The sequence below is a fragment of the Sulfitobacter mediterraneus genome (genome assembly GCF_003054325.1).
Lineage (GTDB): Bacteria > Pseudomonadota > Alphaproteobacteria > Rhodobacterales > Rhodobacteraceae > Sulfitobacter > Sulfitobacter mediterraneus.
The window spans coordinates 106,451-123,383 of the sequence record NZ_QBKU01000002.1 but is presented as its reverse complement, the minus strand read 5'-3'; the positions used below and the strand labels follow the sequence as shown (position 1 = coordinate 123,383).

Sequence of the window (16,933 nt, the reverse complement as noted above, 5' to 3'; positions counted from 1 at the left end):
GCTGGCAACCATGGCACGCGCACCTCTTTTACAACTGAATGAAATTTCGCTTACCTTTGGCGGCGATCCTGTTTTTGACGGCCTTTCGCTGGTGATCCAGCCGGGGGACCGCGTGGCGCTTGTCGGGCGCAACGGATCGGGCAAATCCACCTTGATGAAAGTCATGGCCGGGCTGGTTGAAGCCGACCGCGGTGATGTGATTGCCGGGCCGGGCGTCAGTGTTGGCTATATGGAACAGGATCCGGATCTGAGCGGGTTTGAAACCTTGGGCGAATTTGCCGCTCACAGCCTTGATCCGGGCGAGATGTACAAAGTCGAACGCGCGGGCGAGGGGCTGAAGTTTGATCCGGCACGACCTGTGGCCACGGCCAGTGGCGGCGAACGGCGGCGGGCGGCCTTGGCGCGTTTGATGGCCGAAGAGCCTGAACTGATGTTGCTGGACGAGCCGACGAACCACCTTGATATCGAGGCGATTGCCTGGCTCGAACAGGAACTGAAAAACACCCGTACCGCCTTTGTGATCATCAGCCACGACCGCGCCTTTCTGCGCGAATTGACCCGCGCGACCCTTTGGATCGATCGCGGTATGGTGCGCCGGCAGGAAAAGGGCTTTGCCGCCTTTGAGGCTTGGCGTGACACCCTGTGGGATGAAGAGGACATGCAGCGCCACAAGCTGAACCGCAAGATCAAGGCCGAGGCGCGTTGGGCGGTTGAGGGTATCTCGGCGCGGCGCAAACGCAATCAGGGTAGGGTGCGGGCGTTGCAGGACCTGAGGGCGCAGCGGGCGGCGCAGATCACCCGCCAAGGCACCGCCGCGATGGAACTGGACGTCGGTCCCAAATCCGGGCGCAAGGTGATCGAGGCCACGGGGCTTTTCAAAGGTTTCGGCGACAAAACCATCGTGAAGGACTTCTCCCTCACGGTGCAGCGCGGCGACCGCATCGCGCTGGTTGGTCCCAATGGCGTGGGCAAAACCACCTTGCTCAATATGCTGATTGGCCGCGAAAAACCGGACGCTGGCACGGTGAAACTGGGCACCAATCTGGAACTGGCGCTGTTTGATCAGGCGCGGGCACAGCTTGATGGCGATATGACTTTGTGGGAAAGCCTCACGGGCGATCCTGACATGCGCGTGTCGGGCAAGGCCGATCAGGTCTTGGTGCGCGGCAACCCCAAGCATGTCGTTGGATATCTTAAGGAATTTCTGTTTGATGAGGCGCAGGCCCGGGCGCCGGTGCGGTCCCTCTCGGGCGGCGAAAAGGCGCGGCTTTTGCTGGCCAAGATCATGGCACGGTCCAGCAACCTGTTGATTTTGGACGAACCGACCAACGATCTGGACGTGGAAACGCTGGACCTGTTGCAGGAACTGCTGGGCAATTACGATGGCACGGTGATCCTTGTCAGCCACGACCGCGATTTTCTGGACCGGGTTGCCGCCACCACCATCGCAATGGAGGGCGACGGCAAAGCAACAATCTATGCCGGGGGCTGGAGCGATTATCTGGCGCAGCGCGGACAGGATGATTTTGCCCAAAGTGTCGCGGAGACCAAGAAAGCCGCCGTGGCACGGCCCAAACAGGATAAAACCGCCAAGAAAGGTCTCAGCTTTACCGAAAAGCACCGCCTTGAAGCTTTGCCATCCGAATTGGAACGCCTTGAGGCCGAGATTGGCAAACTCGAAGAGCTGCTTGCAGATCCTGAGCTGTTCACCCGCGAGCCGGTCAAATTCAAAAAAGCCACCGAAGCTTTGGTGCAGCGCCAAGAGAAACTGGCCGCCTCCGAAGAGGAATGGCTTGAGCTGGAAGAGAAAGCCGCAGGTTGATCAGCCCCAAGGCCGCCAGCGCAGCCATGTGCCGCCGGTCTGTACCCTCCGTGCACCGCTGCGCAGTTTGAACCGGTTCAATCCGGCGGTGCGCGGATTCAGAAGCCCCAGATCAACAGTTTCAATCCCGATCCGCGCCAGATCGCAGAATGCCCGCCATAACAGCAGGTTATGTGCGCACTCCGCCTTGCCCCGCGTGGTGGTGTGACCGATGTGATAACTGGCCCGCCCGCCATGCGACAAAAACAACATATGCGCCACCGGTTGCGGCCCTAAGGATGCGATAAACAAGTGGGTCTGGTCCGGTGCGGCCTTGGCAAAAGCAGCGGTCAGGGGGGCAGGCCAATGGGCATATCTGCGTACCTGCGCCTGCGCCGCATCAAGCCGCAGCACGGGATGATCCGGATCCGCAGGCATAAGCGTTTGCGACACTTTCAGCGGACCGGCTTCTGCCTTGCGCAACTGATTGCGCCACTTGGGATGCAACGCGGCGCGGCGCTGCGCCTCAGGTGGTCGCAGATCCACCTGCGCTGTCGATTGGGGCCGGTGCAGCCGTATCGCCCCGAAACCCTGCCATGACTGCTCCGGTGACAGGATCAGTGGCAAGCGTTGCAATCCTGTGTCCGACAGTTGGGCCGCCAGATCATCCGTGGGCATGGCACGGGGCAGCATCAGCACCGGCACGCCAAAGAATCGCCGCTTGAGAATTACGGTTCCATCCGGCAACACAATCGGATTTTGCCCGCACAATCGCAGCGCAGCCACAAAGGCGGGGTCTTGCAGCAAGGCATGGGAGGAAGGGCGGACCGCATCGAACATGTGCCCGATAAAGCCCGCCCTTGGTTAATTTGCGGTTAGCATGCTTGTGGTCAGCGCTTGTCACCTTGCGAACAAGTGACCCGAAAAAGGGTTGCACTGGTCGATGAATACCTAAGATCGCTGGCCGGGCATTTTCTGCGCCGCTCGAAATGCCCCATCATCTTCTTGGCCTGTGCAACTGACGGGATCGGCGTACCCGCGAGGGTTACGATGCCGACTTCATAAAAGGTCTTACTCCGCCCGGCTTTGCGCGGTTTCGTGGCAAATGCATGGTAGCTGCCTTCTCCGATATAGCGGGTCTTGATGTCGAACGGGATCAGAGCCTCCCCGCGACAGACCGCCTGAACTGTTTGCGGTCTCACAAGCTTTGCAAGGGACTTTGGCAGACAGTTGGCCAATCCCGGTGTCGCGGACATGCACAGGCCCGCGACAAGGCCAAGGTTAACCCAATTGTACAAGCGCATGGCGTTTCTTCCCGGCGGAGAGTTTTATGGGGCTCGACAGGGCAGCCGCGTCAATCATCAGGCCAGCATTGGTCAGCGGGGCGTCATCCAGTTTGGCACCGTTCTCCGCAATCAGGCGCTTGGCCTCCTTGCCGGAACCCGCCAGACCGGACTTCACGATCAGTTGCACAATCGACATCCCGTCGCCCAGATCCGCCGCCGACAGGGTCAATGTCGGCAAATCATCACCGACACCGCCCTTTTCAAACACCTCACGTGCCGTCGCCTCTGCCGCCTGCGCGGCCTCCGCGCCATGCAACAGCGTCGTGACCTCATTTGCCAGCCGCACCTTGGCTTCGTTGATCTCGGACCCGGCGAGGGCACCCAGACGATCACATTCATCCACTGGCATCTCAGTATAAAGCTTCAGGAACCGGCCCACATCGGCATCTGTGGTGTTGCGCCAGAACTGCCAGAACTCATAGGGCGACAACATATCGCCATTCAGCCAGATCGCACCGGCCTGGCTTTTGCCCATCTTCTTTCCATCCGAGGTGGTCAGCAAAGGCGATGTCAGACCGTAAACCTCACCGTCAATCACCCGGCGGGTCAGGTCGATCCCGTTGACGATATTGCCCCATTGATCCGACCCACCCATTTGCAGGATACAGCCATAACGGCGATGCAATTCCATAAAATCATAGGCTTGCAGGATCATGTAGTTGAATTCGAGGAACGACAGGCTTTGTTCGCGGTCCAGCCGCGATTTGACACTTTCAAAGCTCAACATCCGGTTGATCGAAAAATGCCGGCCAATGTCGCGCAGGAAATCGAGATAGTTCAACTCATCCAGCCATTCGGCATTGTTGATCATCATCGCATCCGACGGACCATCGCCATAGGTCAGATAGGCCGAGAATACCTTTTTGATGCCCGCGATGTTGTCGTCAATCTGATCGGGGCCAAGCAGGGGGCGTTCATCGGCGCGGAACGAGGGATCGCCCACTTTGGTTGTGCCGCCGCCCATAAGGGTGATCGGCTTGCCACCCGACTTTTGCAGCCAGCGCAACATCATGATCTGGATCAGAGACCCCACATGCAAAGACTTCGCAGTGGCATCAAAACCGATATAGCCCGGCTGCCCGCCCTTGCGCAGCGCCTCATCGAGGCCCTGATAATCGGTGCAATCGGCGAGAAAGCCGCGCTCTTTCATCGTGTGGATGAATTCCGATTTGGGATGGTAGGTCATGATCACTTGCCTCGGGCTTGAATTGCGGGGCAATCTATAGGCGCAGAGCAGTCAAAGGAAAAGGCCATGAATAAGGCCATCGGAAAAACAGGCCCGGTTGTGGCATTGGGGGCGATGTCCGGCACCTCGCTGGATGGGGTGGATGCGGCGGTGCTGAGTACCGATGGGCATGACATTCTGTCCTTCGGGGGCAGCGCCTATCGTGCCTATACGCCGCAAGACCGTGCCACGATCGCAGCCGGTTTCGGCAAATGGTCCGGAGCCGAAGTCGAAGCCGCTGCACAGGTGGTCGAAGCCGCGCATCTAGAACTGCTTGCAACTTTCGAAGATGTTGATTTGGTTGGATTTCACGGCCAAACTCTGGCCCATGCCCCACGGATGCAAGGCACCTTGCAAGTGGGAGACGGTGCAACCTTGGCCAATGAATTGGGCCTGCCAGTGGTCTGGGATTTCCGCAGCGCCGATGTGGAACTCGGCGGCGAAGGGGCGCCGCTGGCACCGTTCTTTCACCACGCCTGCGCCCGCTGGGCCAAGCTGGAAGGGCCGGTCGCATTCCTCAATTTGGGCGGGGTCGGGAATTTGACATGGGTTGATCCCAGCTTTGATCACCCTCAGGAAGAGGGGGCGCTATTGGCGTTTGACACTGGCCCTGCCAATGCGCCGGTCAACGATCTGATGCACTCGCGTCTGGATTTGCCATTTGATGAGGGGGGCAAGATCGCCGCCAAAGGGCAGGTGGAACAGGGCGCGTTGGAGCTGTTTCTGGCGGAACCATACTTTGCAAGAATACCGCCCAAGTCACTGGACCGCAATGATTTTGCCGAAATTGTGGCGCTGGTGAACGAGCTGTCCGATGCCGATGCCGCCGCCACATTGACCGCCATGTGCGCCGCTGGCGTGGCCGAGGCGATGCAGCATTGTCCCAAGCCGCCCACACGGGTTCTGGTGACCGGCGGCGGGCGGCACAATCCGGTCTTGATGCAAATGCTGTCCGTGAGTCTTGATTGCCCGGTCACGCCGGTCGAAGACGTCGGCCTGGACGGTGATATGCTTGAGGCGCAGGCCTTTGCCTATCTGGCCGTGCGCGTGGCACGCGGCTTGCCCACGTCTTGCCCCGGCACCACCGGTGTACGCGCGGCTGTGGGCGGCGGAACGGTCAGCTTGCCTTAACGAAGGGCAGTTCTGTTTGGCAAATACCCGGGGCCCTGCCCCGGACCCCAGAGGTTTAAGGGCCAAATGAAGAAAAAGGCGTTCTTGTCTTCATTTGGCTAAAAAACCTCCGGGGGGAGCGCCGCGCAGCGGCGATGGGGGCTGGCCCCCTTTAACGCGGGATATCAAAATCCGGCGCGGCGAGGGTGAAGCCCGCAAATTCAAATCCCGGCGAAACCGTGCAGCTGACCAAGGTGTAATCGCCAGTGGTACGCGCGGCCTGCCAATGGTTTTCCGGCACGATGATCTGCGGTGCGCCTTTGTTTAGATCCGGTGTCAGCAGGTGATCTTGCGCCGGGCCAGCATCGGTTGATGCCATTGATAGGATCAGCGGCGCGCCCGCGTGATAGAGCCAGATCTCGGTGGCGTCTACCTTGTGCCAGTAGCTGCACTCCCCTGATTTCAATAGGAAATAGATGCAGGTGCCGGAAGGACGGCCTGCATTTTCTGCCACCCAGGTTTGACGGTAATGGCCACCTTCGGGATGGGGGGAAAGGCCAAGGTGGGCAATGATTTGATCCGCGGTCATGACAGGGCTTTCATCATCGATAGGTTGCAAGTGGTGGCATAGCCCATGGCGCGTTTGATGCCGGGAAGCAGGGCGGCGCCGTTCATCGCATAGGACAATTCGATAAGTCCCGCTTCGCCATAGGCCCGCAAGATCTCGGCACGTGCCTCCGGCGCGTCTTCTTTTGCGGCAACAACTGCGTCGGCCAGGGCCACCACCGCGCGCAGCGGCCCATCCAACGTGCCGTTCAGGATGGCTTTGACCAGATCTTTGCTCAGCCCGGCTTGCAGCGCAAGATTGATCTCGGCCTCAACGCAGGTTCCGCAATCTGCGGCCAGCGCACCGCGCAGGCGCGCGGCGTGATAGGCCGGCGCGGGGAGGTGTTTGCGCGGATCAAGGAAGCCGAAGACCTTGTTATATCTTAACAACAGACCAAAGTTGGTCTGCGCGATTTTGCGCACGTAATCAAAGGTCACGCCGACGCGGTTCTCGGCCTGTTTGACCATTTTCAAAGTGAGGGGGGTGAGAAATGCCATGATCTTGTCCTTTGCAATATGTGGACAGATTGGCAGTGTTCGATGGATGCGCAAGGTGGCAGATGCGACAATTCAGATCAAAGATTGACCGGGCGTGTCACCCGGTCAATCCGTTTGATTGATTTACTTCAGAATGCTGCGCCCGGCGTATTCCGCCGTCTCGCCCAGCGATTCTGCGATCCGGATCAGCTGGTTATACTTCGCCAGCCGGTCGGACCGCGCCAGAGAGCCGGTTTTGATCTGGCCGCAGTTGGTGGCGACTGCGAGATCGGCGATTGTGGCATCTTCGGTCTCGCCTGAGCGGTGTGACATCACGTTGGTAAACCCGGCGCGGTGGGCCATATCGACCGCCTTGAGCGTTTCGGTCAGGGTACCGATCTGGTTGACCTTGACCAACATCGAATTGGCGCTGCCGCGTTCGATGCCAGTGGCAAGGCGGGCCGGATTGGTCACAAACAGATCGTCGCCAACCAATTGGATTTTGTCGCCCAGTTTGTCTGTGAGGGCTTTCCAGCCGTCCCAGTCATCCTCGGACATGCCGTCTTCGATGGAGATGATCGGATAGTCCGCAACCAGCGCCGCGAGATAGTCAACGTTTTCTTCGCTGGACAGGGATTTGCCTTCGCCCGCCAATTCATAACGGCCATTCTTAAAATATTCAGTTGCCGCGCAATCCAGGGCGAGGTGAATATCCTCCCCAGGCTTATACCCAGCCTTCTCAACAGATTTCAAAATGAAATCAAGCGCATCACGGGCGGAGCTGATGTTGGGCGCAAAACCACCCTCATCGCCGATCCCGGTCGAAAGGCCCGCGTCGGACAGCTCTTTCTTCAGGGTGTGGAACACCTCCGCGCCCATGCGCACCGCATCGCGGATGTTGGTGGCGCTGACCGGCATGATCATGAATTCTTGGATGTCGATCGGGTTGTCGGCATGTTCGCCGCCGTTGATGATGTTCATCATCGGCACGGGCAGGATGCGGGCGGATGTGCCGCCGACATAGCGATAGAGCGGCTGTGTGCAGAAATCTGCCGCGGCCTTGGCGGCGGCCAGCGAGACACCAAGGATCGCATTGGCGCCGAGGCGCGATTTGTTTTCAGTGCCATCCAGTTCGATCATGCTTTCGTCAATCTCGACCTGTTCGGTGGCATCGATGCCGACCAGCGCCTCGGCGATCTCGCCGTTCACGGCGGCGCAGGCTTCCAGCACGCCTTTGCCCAGATAGCGCGACTTGTCACCGTCCCGGCGCTCGACCGCCTCATAAGCGCCGGTAGATGCACCCGATGGCACGGCGGCGCGGCCCATGGTGCCGTCTTCGAGGATCACATCAACCTCCACTGTCGGGTTGCCCCGGCTGTCGAGGATTTCGCGGGCGTGGATGTCGATGATCGTGCTCATGGGCAATGTCCTTTTGGCTCAAGTCGAGTGCGTTTTAACGGGGCAGGGCCGGGTTGGAAAGGCGGCTTACTGTAGCGGCCTGATTTTGCGCTCGCGCCAGACGGTGTAAATGCCTGATGCCACGATGATCGCAGCGCCAAGCAAGGTCAGCGTATCGGGGGATTCGTCGAATATGACGACACCAGCAATCAGCGCAAAAATCAGCCGCGTATAACGGAAGGGCGTGACAAATCCGATGTCGCCGACCCGCGTAGCGGCGACGATGGCGTAATAGGCAAAAAGGCCAATGGTGATGGCCGAGACAACCTTGATCCAGCCACCAGAGGTCGGCGCGACAAGGCTTTCGCCAGTGAACAGCAACAAGATCACTCCCGCAGGCAGCACCGAGACAAAGCCGACAAAGCTGAGCTGCATCGACGACACGCTTGGCGGGATCTTGCGGGTGGACAGATCCCGCAGCGCCAGCGCAAAGACCGCGATTAGCGCCAGAATGGACAACATTTCAAAGCTGTCCATGCCGGGCCGGATGATCAAAAGCACACCAAACAGCCCGACAAAGATCGCGCTCCAGCGGCGCCAGCCCACCGGTTCACCCAAGAACAGCGCCGCGCCCAAAGTCACCACAAGCGGCGTGGCCTGCAAAATCGCCGAGGCGCTGGAGATCGGGGTGAGCACAATGGCCGAGACAAAGGTCAACGCGCCAATCAATTCGCCCATGGCGCGGGCCAGAATGGGCCAAGACATCATTTCGCGGGTGAACAGGGATCGGCCCTGTGCCAGAACCACCGCGCCAAAGACCGCCGATCCGCCAATGCCCAACATTAAGAGGATCTGACCGATGGGCAAAGCGTCGGCCAGCAGCTTGATGAACATGTCCTCAAGGGCAAAGCCCAGCATCGCCAATACCATCAGGACGGCGCCGCGAAAGTTGTCCATGTTCAGATCCTAGCCAAATGTCTTTTCTCCGCCATGACGGTTTTGGCGTCCAAGGGCAAGTGCGGCTAGAAGCTGCCTGCAACCAATGATAGCAGGAGGTATGCAAAAAGACATTTCCCGGATCTCCCCGCAAACCACCGCAGTCACACTTGCCATAGCGATCATGGGCGCGGCCCTCGGATGGGCGATCAATGCACCGGTTTATATGCTGCTTGGCCCCGCGATTGCGGTGACCTTGGCAGGTTTGGCAGGCCTATCCACGGGTGTTGACACGCGGTTGAGAGATGTGTGTTTTCTGCTGTTGGGGATCGCCGTTGGCGCGGGATTTGATGCCGATGCCTTGGCGGCGATGCTGCGTTGGCCATTGGCGTTTGTCTTTATGGCGTTGATCATCTGGGCGATCCTGATCCTATGCCGGATCATGCTGGTGCGCGGGTTTGGATTCGATCCAAGATCAGCCATCCTCGCCTCTGCGCCGGGGCATCTGAGCTTTGTTATGGCCATTGCGACCGAAGGCGGCTCTGATGTGGCGCGGATCTCGATCACACAATCGGTGCGGCTTTTGTCGCTGACGATTGTTGTGCCGTTCATTGCCTTGGCCATGGGGATCGAAGTGTCCGGCAATGTCGCGCCGCAAGGCGATCAGATGAGCCTGCCTGTGATTGGCATTCTGGCGGCACTGTCCGTTGGGGTTGGCTATATTTTCATGCGTTTGAACGTGCCTGCGCCGCTCCTCTTGGGCGGAATGGCAGTCAGCGCGATTGGGCATGTGACGGAACTGACCCCCGGTGTCTTGCCGGCATGGTTGATCCTGCCGGCCTATCTGGTTCTTGGCGGGTTGATCGGGACACGGTTTTCAGGGGTGACACTGGCCCGGCTGGCCAGCGGACTGACAGCCGGACTGGCAATCACCGGCGTGGCGGTCGGGCTGGCCGCGCTTGGCGCTGTGCCGGTTGGTCTGGCGCTGGGAATGCCCTTGGCGCATGTGCTGGTGGCCTTTGCGCCTGGTGGCTTTGAGACCATGATCGCGATGGGCGCGGTGATGGGCGTGATCCCCGGCTTTGTGGCGGCCTGCCATATCATGCGGCTTGTTGTGCTCAGTTTTGTCTTGCCCGCGATGTTGGCGCGGCACAGACGCAAAGAAGGCGCGCCTTAGTCGCCTTTTTTGATCGGCACACCATAAAGCTCCATCCGGTGACCGCGCAGCTCATATCCAAGCTTTTTGGCGATGCGTTCCTGCAATTGCTCAATCTCGGCATCGACAAATTCGATGACTTTACCGGAGTTGAGATCAATCAGATGGTCATGGTGATCCCGCTCTGCATCTTCATACCGCGCGCGCCCGTCACCAAATTCCAACTTGTCCAGAATACCGGCCTCTTCAAACAGCTTGACCGTGCGATACACCGTGGCAATGGAGATCGCTCCATCAAGGGCAGAGGCCCGTGTGAACAATTCCTCGACATCCGGGTGGTCGCGGCTGTCTTCGATGACCTGCGCAATGATGCGGCGCTGGCCGGTCATACGCAAACCCATGCTTTCGCAGCGGGTGATGATGGATGTGCTCATGGGCCGCCCCCGGTCGCCAGATCGTCAAAGAGACCCCGTCTTAGCGGTCTTCGCGCCGCAGTGCTACAGGCTTTTGGCCGCAGCGGTTGACTTTCGCGCCGCAAACCCCCATTTGACCGCTCAAGCGATGCTTCTGCCGCGTGAGCAGTTCCGGTGCCGGGGATACGCCCCAACAGTCCGGCTTGTAAGCTTCGCCCCTTGTTCCCAAAATCACGCGTGGGGCCAAACGCATCAGACAGGTGTTGGCATATGGCCCGCGCCTGCGATCTGTTTTGCGTGACCCTGCCTGCGCCTTGATGGGCGTGATGCAATAAGAAAAAGCGCCGGGGCACTGCCTCAAGGCGTTGGAAAGACGTAAGATGAGCGATTTTGACATGATGGACCTGCCACCAAAACTGGTGGAGCGTCTGAATGAAATGGGTCTCAAAGACCCGACCCCGATCCAGAAACAAGCCATCCCACATGCGCTGAACGGGCGCGATGTGATGGGTCTGGCGCAAACCGGCACCGGCAAAACCGCGGCCTTTGGTGTGCCGTTGGTGGCGCAGATGCTTGAGATGGCCCAGCGGCCCAGCCCCAAATCCGTTCGCGGTCTGGTGCTTGCCCCGACGCGGGAACTGGCCCAACAGATCATGCAGAACCTCAAAGGGTTTTGCGAACGCACCCCGTTGAAGGTCCAGATGGTTGTGGGCGGTCAGTCGATCAATCCGCAGATCAGCCGTCTTGCAAAGGGGGTGGATCTGCTGGTGGCCACACCGGGCCGCCTGCTGGATCTGATGGACCGCCGCGCAGTGCGCCTTGAGGAAACCACGTTTCTGGTGCTGGATGAGGCTGATCAGATGCTCGACATGGGCTTTATCCACGATCTGCGCAAAATCTCGTCGGTGATCCCCAAGGAACGCCAGACTATGTTGTTCTCGGCCACCATGCCGAAACTGATGAACGAGATCGCGAACAGCTACCTGCGCAGCCCGATCCGTATCGAAGTGTCCCCTCCGGGCAAGGCGGCGGACAAAGTCACCCAAGAGGTGCATTTCATCGCCAAGGCCGAAAAGACCAATCTGCTGATTGAACTTTTGGCCAAACATCGCGGTGAACGGGCGCTGGTCTTTGGCCGCACCAAACACGGGTCTGAAAAGTTGATGAAAACGCTGGTCAAAGCCGGATTTGACGCGGCCTCGATCCACGGTAACAAATCCCAAGGTCAGCGGGACCGCGCCATTGCGGGTTTCAAATCTGGTGATGTGACGATTTTGGTGGCAACAGATGTTGCGGCACGAGGCTTGGACATTCCGGACGTCAAACATGTCTACAACTACGATTTGCCAAACGTGCCTGACAACTATGTCCACCGCATTGGCCGGACCGCACGTGCGGGCAAAGACGGCGCCGCCGTGGCCTTCTGCGCACCGGATGAAATGGGCGAATTGAAAGCGATCCAGAAAACCATGGGCATCAGCATTCCCGTGGCCTCGGGCCGCCCGTGGGAGGCCGTTGATGCCCCCGACAAACCCAAGGGCAGGGGCCGCGGTCGCGGTGGTCGCCCAGGTGGCGGTGGCGGAGGTGGCGGAAATCGTCCGCAAGGCGGCGGCGGTGGCGGAGGCGCACCCGGCAAACCCGGCGCAGGCCGCAGACGCCGGCGCGGCGGCGGTGGCGGCAAACCGGGCGGTCAGAAAGCCGCCTGACCCCGCGCCCTTTTTGGCCAAAAATACTCCTGCGCGACGCAAGCCCGTTGCGCAGGTTTTTCTTTGTCAAACATACCCTCGATGTCAGGTATATAGCGACGGCACACCCATCTGATCGTGAATGTCATTGACTTGCGCCGGTTTCATGCCAAGACCCTGCGCCAGCTGGTGCAAATATTGGGCCTCATCCTGAGTGTCCAGATCAATGCCCAGCACCGACATCGCATAGACCTGCGGCCCCATGCCCTGCGGTGTTTGTGCCACCAAACCGTTGATATCCACGGGCGCTTGCAGCTGCTGCTGCACAAATGCGGCCTCTTGGGCATCCACATCACCCAACTGGCCCAGCAGTTTGTCCTTTTCCGCCTCATCAAAGGTGCCATCGGATTTGGCCGCCTGGATCATCGCGGCCAGCATCAGGGCGGCGGTGGCCTCCTGTTCCTGTGATGGTTCAATCTCCGGCTCTGGCGTGGCGTCGAATTGAGAATTCAGGACCGCGCCAAAACTGGATGTATTGCTTGCGGGACGTTGATCCATCGCCTTGGTCATCCCGGCCAACAGGCCGCCCGCACCGCCAGCACCTGCCAACCCGCCAAGCAAACCGCCCAGCCCACCTGCGCCCCCGCTGCCGCCAGAGCCGCCCAGTTGTTCCAATAGGCCGCCCAAACCGCCTGCGCTGCCTGCGCGGCTGGTGCCGCCTGCACCGCCCAACAACCCGCCCAGCATATCGTTCAATCCGCCGCCGGGCGCGCTGCCGCCGCCCGCCAGACCGCCCAGCAAGCCACCTAGGCCGCCGCCCGCGCTTTGGCTGCTGCCGCCCTTTTTCATCATCGAACTTGCGCCCTTGGCCAAGGCCACGCCAACGGCCACTTTGGCCAGTGTTTTCATCAAACTCATGTGCAGATCTCCCGTTTTGGTTTGCACGGACTGTGGCACATCTGACGCCTGATGCGAGGGGAAATTCCGCCAAGTTGCGGCATCGGCTGGCTTTTGCACATTGACTTCACCGCGCTGCTGCCCGTTTCTGGCCCGATGGACCGCAAATCACAAATAGATCTCATCGGCGCTGTGGCGCTGACAGTTTTTGCCTTTCATCTTGGTTTTAACCAGGTGGTGATCAAGGTGACGTCGGGCGGGTTCAGCCCGGTTTTTTCCGCAGGCCTGCGGTCGGCGGGGGCAGTGCTGGTGCTGCTGGTCTGGATGTATCTGCGCGGTCTGCGCATTGCCCTGCCGCGCCGCGCCTGGGTTGGCGGTCTTCTGTCGGGGCTGCTTTTTGCGCTGGAATTCACCAGTGCTTTCACCGCGCTTGACCTGTCCACGGTCAGCCGGGTTTCAGTGATCTTTTATTCGATGCCGGTCTGGCTGGCGCTGATGGCACATTTTCTGCTGCCCGGAGAACAGCTTACCGCAGGGCGCGGGGTCGGTCTGGCGCTGGCGATGGCTGGGGTGGCTTTGGCACTGCTGGACCGGAACAGCGGCGCGGCCAGTTGGACGGGGGACCTTTTGTCACTGCTGGCGGCGCTGTGTTGGGCCGGGATCGTGCTTTGTGTGCGGCTCACCCCGCTCAGCGAGGTGCCGCCCGCGCAACAGTTGATCTGCCAAGTGGCAGTTTCCGCGCCGATCCTGCTGTTGATTGCGCCGCTTTTTGGTCCGCTGATGCGCGACGTGGAGCCGATCCATGTTGCGGGGCTGTTGTTCCAGATCCTCGCGGTGGCCAGTTTCGGCTATTTGATCTGGTTCTGGCTGATGACGATCTATCCGGCATCTTCTGTCGCTTCGTTCAGTTTCCTGTCGCCGGTGTTTTCGGTGCTCTGCGGTTGGTTGATCCTGTCCGAAGAGGTGGCGCTGTCGATCTGGGCCGCATTGGCATTGGTCGCAGCGGGGATTTACCTGATCAACCGCAAGCCCGGACGCCGCCCTAGCACTTGAGTTTTTTTAGCCAAATGAAGATCAGGTGCCGCAGAAAGTGGCTGGTACGATCTCTTCTTGGCTTGGTGGGCGCTGCAGGTCCGGATCGGTGTTTTCAAAGGGCGTGGCCAGCGCAGCCATCAAGCGATGGAACGGGGCCATATCACCTGCAACTGCGGCTTCGATCATCTGTTCGACCCGGTGATTGCGCGGAATAATTTGCGGGTTTGCAGTTTGCATTCTGGACTGCGGGTCCGGCTCAACCTTGATCCGGTTGTGCCAATTTTCCGCCCAAGAATCAAAGGCTTCGCGGTTTGCAAATTGATCGCGCGCATTTGGTTTGCAAAGTGAATTAAAGGTGTTTGCAAAATCTGCGCCATCGTTTTGCATCAGCCCCAATAGCCGATCAATCAGATCGCTGTCCTCAGTGCGTGGCTTGGAGATGCCGATCTTGGCGGCAAAGCGGTCAAGCCAATTGGCCTCGATCTGGGCAGGCATGGCATGCACGATCTCGGTCGCCTCTTCGACGGCGCCGTCTTTGTCCTTAAACAATTGGATCAGGCTGGTGGCCAGCTGTGCCATGTTCCAGACCGCGATGTTGGGCTGATTGCCAAAGGCATAACGCCCCTGTTGATCAATGGAGCTGAACACACGGTTTTGATGAAACCCGTCCATAAAGGCGCAGGGCCCGTAATCGATCGTCTCTCCGCTGATGGTGCAATTGTCGGTGTTCATCACCCCGTGAATGAACCCCACGGACATCCATGCCGGGATCAGCGCGGCCTGTGCGGCGCAAACCTTGCGCAGCAGATCCATCGGGCCTGTGGCATCTGGGTAATGTCTCTTGATCGCGTAGTCGGTGAGAATGCGCAGATGATCGACCTCGCCGCGATGGGCAAAAACCTGAAAGGTGCCGACCCGCAGATGGCTTTGCGCAACTCGTGTCAGGACCGCGCCGGGCAGGGCGCCTTGTTCGCGCCAAATGTCTTCGCCGGTGGACACGGCGGCGAGCGCCCGCGTGGTAGGTATGCCGAGCGCATGCATGGCCTCGCTCACCACATATTCGCGCAGCACCGGGCCCAGCCAGGCGCGGCCATCGCCCATACGGGAATAGGGGGTCTGGCCGGAGCCTTTCAGCTGAATATCGCGGCGGATGCCGTCGGTGCCGACGACTTCGCCCAGCAGGATCGCACGCCCGTCGCCCAATTGCGGATTGAAGTTGCCAAACTGATGCCCGGCGTAGAGTTGCGCCAGGGGGACTGCGCCCGATGGCGTTTGATTGCCGCCAAAAACGGCAGCCAAATCGGGCAATTCGCCTGCATCTATGCCCATCACCTTCGCCAAATTGTCATTAAAGGCAAGTAGCTTAGGCGATTTTACCGCAGTGGGTGCCAGCCGGGTGAAAAAGGCGTCTGGCAGTTGGGCATAGGAGTTGTCAAAGGCGATGGTCATGGCGATCCTTCACAGTGTCTTTGACATGAACATATAGCGGTCGCGGGTGACAAATCCCGCCCGTTTGTAAAGTTTCACCGCGGCCTCATTGCCGCTGTCGACCTCAAGGTGAATGGCCCGCAAACCAGCGCCAGCCAAGGCGCGAGGCAGGGACATCAAGGTTTCAGTGGCAATCCCGCGTCCACGCACACCTGGGCGGATGAACAATTCGTCAATGATGGCGTCCAGACCGCCAAACTCCACGGACCAGCCGAAACAAACGACGATATAGCCAATTGGCGCGCGTGGCGGCCCGATCAGATAGGCCGCGCCGTGCGGAATACCATCCAGCAACGGGGCCAGACCCGCGCGGCGGGCCTCATCCGACATTTCGATGCCTTCCTCGGCATGAAACGCGGCAGCAAGCGTGGTGATCTTGTCCAGATGTTCCGGCTTGGCAAGGGTGAGCGCGGCGCTCACAACCGGGCCAATCTGTCGGTCAGAAGCGCAAAGAAACCATCCGCATCGATATCGCCCATGAAGGTCGCGTTGGCCGGACGATCCGTCACGCGCCACCAGTCGGCAACGGTCATGCCCATGGTCAATTCCGACTGGGTCTCGATCTCGACGTTGATGTGACGGCCTGTGAACAGATCGGGGTTGATGAGATAGGCGGTGACACAAGGATCATGCAGCGGCGCCCCGGCTGATCCGTATTTTTCCTTGTCGAAGCGTTCAAAGAAATCGGTCATTTCTGCCACGGCATTGCCTACAGGCGTGCCGATATTGCGAAAGGCATCGTTGCGCGGTTTTGTGACCAATGCCTTATGGGTGACATCGAGCGGCATCACCACAATAGGAGCGCCACATTTGAACACGATATCAGCCGCTTGCGGATCGACGTAAATGTTGAATTCCGCCGCGGGTGTGATGTTTCCCCCCTCGAAATAGCCGCCGCCCATCAGCACGATCTTGGCGATGCGATTGGCGATATCGGGGGCCTTTTGCAGGGCTGTGGCAATGTTGGTGAGCGGGCCAAGCGGGCACAAAGTGATCGTACCAGGGGCATATTCCCGCAACTGATCAATGATGAAATCCACCGCGTGACCGTCTTGCAAAGGCATGACCGGATCGGGAAGAGCGGGGCCATCGAGGCCGGTTTTGCCATGCACATGTTCTGCCGTGACCAGATCGCGGCCAAGGGGGCGGTCACAACCGGCAAAGACTTTGACATCGCTGCGCCCTGCCAATTCGCAGATGATCCGCGCGTTTTTCGAGGTCAGATCAAGCGGCACGTTGCCTGCCACACAGGTGATACCCAGCACCTCCATATCTTCGGGGCTGGCCAGAGCCAGAAGGATCGCGACAGCGTCATCCTGTCCGGGGTCTGTGTCGATGATGATCTTACGGGCGGGCATAG

At 59.5% G+C, this 16,933-nt stretch carries 17 protein-coding genes; 5 read left to right on the top strand and 12 right to left on the bottom strand.

What is annotated here, in order from left to right; all coding sequences use genetic code 11:
* Nucleotides 1-10 precede the first annotated feature (10 nt).
* Entirely contained in the window at nt 11-1,822 is a 1,812-nt protein-coding gene (locus tag C8N31_RS03710; protein ID WP_025049076.1) for an ABC-F family ATP-binding cassette domain-containing protein, read from the top strand.
* On the opposite strand, the gene C8N31_RS03705 is transcribed toward C8N31_RS03710, so the two are convergent.
* The 3 genes from C8N31_RS03705 to tyrS form a co-directional block, all read right to left on the bottom strand.
* A complete protein-coding gene (locus C8N31_RS03705) occupies nt 1,823-2,641 on the bottom strand; it encodes a GNAT family N-acetyltransferase (RefSeq protein WP_025049077.1) in 819 nt (272 codons plus the stop codon).
* 50 nt (nt 2,642-2,691) lie between these two features.
* Nucleotides 2,692-3,003, bottom strand: a complete 312-nt coding sequence (locus C8N31_RS03700) for a hypothetical protein (protein ID WP_156026910.1) — start codon at nt 3,001-3,003, stop codon at nt 2,692-2,694.
* A 79-nt stretch (nt 3,004-3,082) separates the two neighbouring features.
* Nucleotides 3,083-4,333, bottom strand: coding sequence for a tyrosine--tRNA ligase (gene tyrS, locus C8N31_RS03695; protein WP_025049079.1), 1,251 nt, complete (start codon nt 4,331-4,333; stop codon nt 3,083-3,085).
* Nucleotides 4,334-4,399: 66 nt separating this feature from the next.
* Here tyrS and C8N31_RS03690 point away from each other — a divergent pair, with 66 nt between their 5' ends.
* Complete coding sequence (locus C8N31_RS03690) at nt 4,400-5,503, top strand: anhydro-N-acetylmuramic acid kinase (protein WP_025049080.1); 1,104 nt, start codon at nt 4,400-4,402, stop codon at nt 5,501-5,503.
* A gap of 151 nt (nt 5,504-5,654) precedes the next feature.
* Here C8N31_RS03690 and C8N31_RS03685 read toward each other — a convergent pair whose 3' ends face one another.
* The 4 genes from C8N31_RS03685 to C8N31_RS03670 all read right to left on the bottom strand — a co-directional run bounded on the left by C8N31_RS03685 (nt 5,655) and on the right by C8N31_RS03670 (nt 8,920).
* Complete coding sequence (locus C8N31_RS03685) at nt 5,655-6,071, bottom strand: cupin domain-containing protein (protein WP_025049081.1); 417 nt, start codon at nt 6,069-6,071, stop codon at nt 5,655-5,657.
* A complete protein-coding gene (locus C8N31_RS03680; RefSeq protein ID WP_025049082.1) occupies nt 6,068-6,586 on the bottom strand; it encodes a hypothetical protein in 519 nt (172 codons plus the stop codon). Before C8N31_RS03680 ends, C8N31_RS03685 begins: the two co-directional genes overlap by 4 nt.
* A gap of 123 nt (nt 6,587-6,709) precedes the next feature.
* Nucleotides 6,710-7,984: a phosphopyruvate hydratase gene (gene eno, locus C8N31_RS03675; protein WP_025049083.1), complete on the bottom strand. Its 1,275-nt coding sequence runs from the start codon at nt 7,982-7,984 to the stop codon at nt 6,710-6,712.
* A 66-nt stretch (nt 7,985-8,050) separates the two neighbouring features.
* Nucleotides 8,051-8,920 (bottom strand): DMT family transporter, encoded by an 870-nt coding sequence (locus C8N31_RS03670; RefSeq protein WP_025049084.1) that lies wholly within the window; start codon nt 8,918-8,920, stop codon nt 8,051-8,053.
* Between the two features lie 100 nt (nt 8,921-9,020).
* Between C8N31_RS03670 and C8N31_RS03665 the strand changes: the two genes are divergently transcribed.
* On the top strand, nt 9,021-10,076 hold the full coding sequence (locus C8N31_RS03665; RefSeq protein ID WP_025049085.1) for an AbrB family transcriptional regulator: 1,056 nt from the start codon (nt 9,021-9,023) through the stop codon (nt 10,074-10,076).
* On the opposite strand, the gene C8N31_RS03660 is transcribed toward C8N31_RS03665, so the two are convergent.
* The gene (locus tag C8N31_RS03660; RefSeq protein WP_025049086.1) at nt 10,073-10,489 is read right to left on the bottom strand and encodes a Fur family transcriptional regulator; all 417 of its coding nucleotides are present in this window, start codon (nt 10,487-10,489) and stop codon (nt 10,073-10,075) included. The genes C8N31_RS03665 and C8N31_RS03660 overlap by 4 nt on opposite strands.
* A 359-nt stretch (nt 10,490-10,848) precedes the next feature.
* On the opposite strand from C8N31_RS03660, the gene C8N31_RS03650 reads away from it, so the two are divergent.
* Nucleotides 10,849-12,174 (top strand): DEAD/DEAH box helicase, encoded by a 1,326-nt coding sequence (locus C8N31_RS03650; protein WP_025049088.1) that lies wholly within the window; start codon nt 10,849-10,851, stop codon nt 12,172-12,174.
* 84 nt (nt 12,175-12,258) lie between these two features.
* On the opposite strand, the gene C8N31_RS03645 is transcribed toward C8N31_RS03650, so the two are convergent.
* Nucleotides 12,259-13,071: a tellurite resistance TerB family protein gene (locus C8N31_RS03645; RefSeq protein ID WP_025049089.1), complete on the bottom strand. Its 813-nt coding sequence runs from the start codon at nt 13,069-13,071 to the stop codon at nt 12,259-12,261.
* Nucleotides 13,072-13,206: 135 nt separating this feature from the next.
* On the opposite strand from C8N31_RS03645, the gene C8N31_RS03640 reads away from it, so the two are divergent.
* Nucleotides 13,207-14,103 carry a DMT family transporter gene (locus C8N31_RS03640; RefSeq protein ID WP_025049090.1) on the top strand — a complete coding sequence of 299 codons (897 nt, stop codon included), beginning with the start codon at nt 13,207-13,209 and terminating at the stop codon, nt 14,101-14,103.
* Between the two features lie 21 nt (nt 14,104-14,124).
* Here C8N31_RS03640 and C8N31_RS03635 read toward each other — a convergent pair whose 3' ends face one another.
* From C8N31_RS03635 to C8N31_RS03625, 3 genes are read right to left on the bottom strand one after another with little or no spacing between them, the layout of a single operon-like run.
* Complete coding sequence (locus tag C8N31_RS03635; protein WP_025049091.1) at nt 14,125-15,540, bottom strand: protein adenylyltransferase SelO; 1,416 nt, start codon at nt 15,538-15,540, stop codon at nt 14,125-14,127.
* A 3-nt stretch (nt 15,541-15,543) separates the two neighbouring features.
* A complete protein-coding gene (locus tag C8N31_RS03630; RefSeq protein WP_025049092.1) occupies nt 15,544-15,993 on the bottom strand; it encodes a GNAT family N-acetyltransferase in 450 nt (149 codons plus the stop codon).
* Nucleotides 15,990-16,931: a nucleoside hydrolase gene (locus C8N31_RS03625; RefSeq protein WP_025049093.1), complete on the bottom strand. Its 942-nt coding sequence runs from the start codon at nt 16,929-16,931 to the stop codon at nt 15,990-15,992. Before C8N31_RS03625 ends, C8N31_RS03630 begins: the two co-directional genes overlap by 4 nt.
* Between the last annotated feature and the right edge of the window lie 2 nt (nt 16,932-16,933).

Excerpts from the sequence above, each read along its gene's own strand:
- C8N31_RS03625 (WP_025049093.1), bottom strand. The coding sequence starts at position 16,931 with ATGCCCGCCCGTAAGATCATCATCGACACAGACCCCGGACAGGATGAC.
- tyrS (WP_025049079.1), bottom strand. The coding sequence starts at position 4,333 with ATGACCTACCATCCCAAATCGGAATTCATCCACACGATGAAAGAGCGC.
- C8N31_RS03660 (WP_025049086.1), bottom strand. The coding sequence starts at position 10,489 with ATGAGCACATCCATCATCACCCGCTGCGAAAGCATGGGTTTGCGTATG.
- C8N31_RS03665 (WP_025049085.1), top strand. The coding sequence starts at position 9,021 with ATGCAAAAAGACATTTCCCGGATCTCCCCGCAAACCACCGCAGTCACA.
- C8N31_RS03710 (WP_025049076.1), top strand. The coding sequence starts at position 11 with ATGGCACGCGCACCTCTTTTACAACTGAATGAAATTTCGCTTACCTTT.
- C8N31_RS03670 (WP_025049084.1), bottom strand. The coding sequence starts at position 8,920 with ATGGACAACTTTCGCGGCGCCGTCCTGATGGTATTGGCGATGCTGGGC.
- C8N31_RS03705 (WP_025049077.1), bottom strand. The coding sequence starts at position 2,641 with ATGTTCGATGCGGTCCGCCCTTCCTCCCATGCCTTGCTGCAAGACCCC.
- C8N31_RS03640 (WP_025049090.1), top strand. The coding sequence starts at position 13,207 with ATGGACCGCAAATCACAAATAGATCTCATCGGCGCTGTGGCGCTGACA.
- C8N31_RS03650 (WP_025049088.1), top strand. The coding sequence starts at position 10,849 with ATGAGCGATTTTGACATGATGGACCTGCCACCAAAACTGGTGGAGCGT.
- C8N31_RS03645 (WP_025049089.1), bottom strand. The coding sequence starts at position 13,071 with ATGAGTTTGATGAAAACACTGGCCAAAGTGGCCGTTGGCGTGGCCTTG.
- C8N31_RS03685 (WP_025049081.1), bottom strand. The coding sequence starts at position 6,071 with ATGACCGCGGATCAAATCATTGCCCACCTTGGCCTTTCCCCCCATCCC.
- C8N31_RS03690 (WP_025049080.1), top strand. The coding sequence starts at position 4,400 with ATGAATAAGGCCATCGGAAAAACAGGCCCGGTTGTGGCATTGGGGGCG.
- C8N31_RS03680 (WP_025049082.1), bottom strand. The coding sequence starts at position 6,586 with ATGGCATTTCTCACCCCCCTCACTTTGAAAATGGTCAAACAGGCCGAG.
- eno (WP_025049083.1), bottom strand. The coding sequence starts at position 7,984 with ATGAGCACGATCATCGACATCCACGCCCGCGAAATCCTCGACAGCCGG.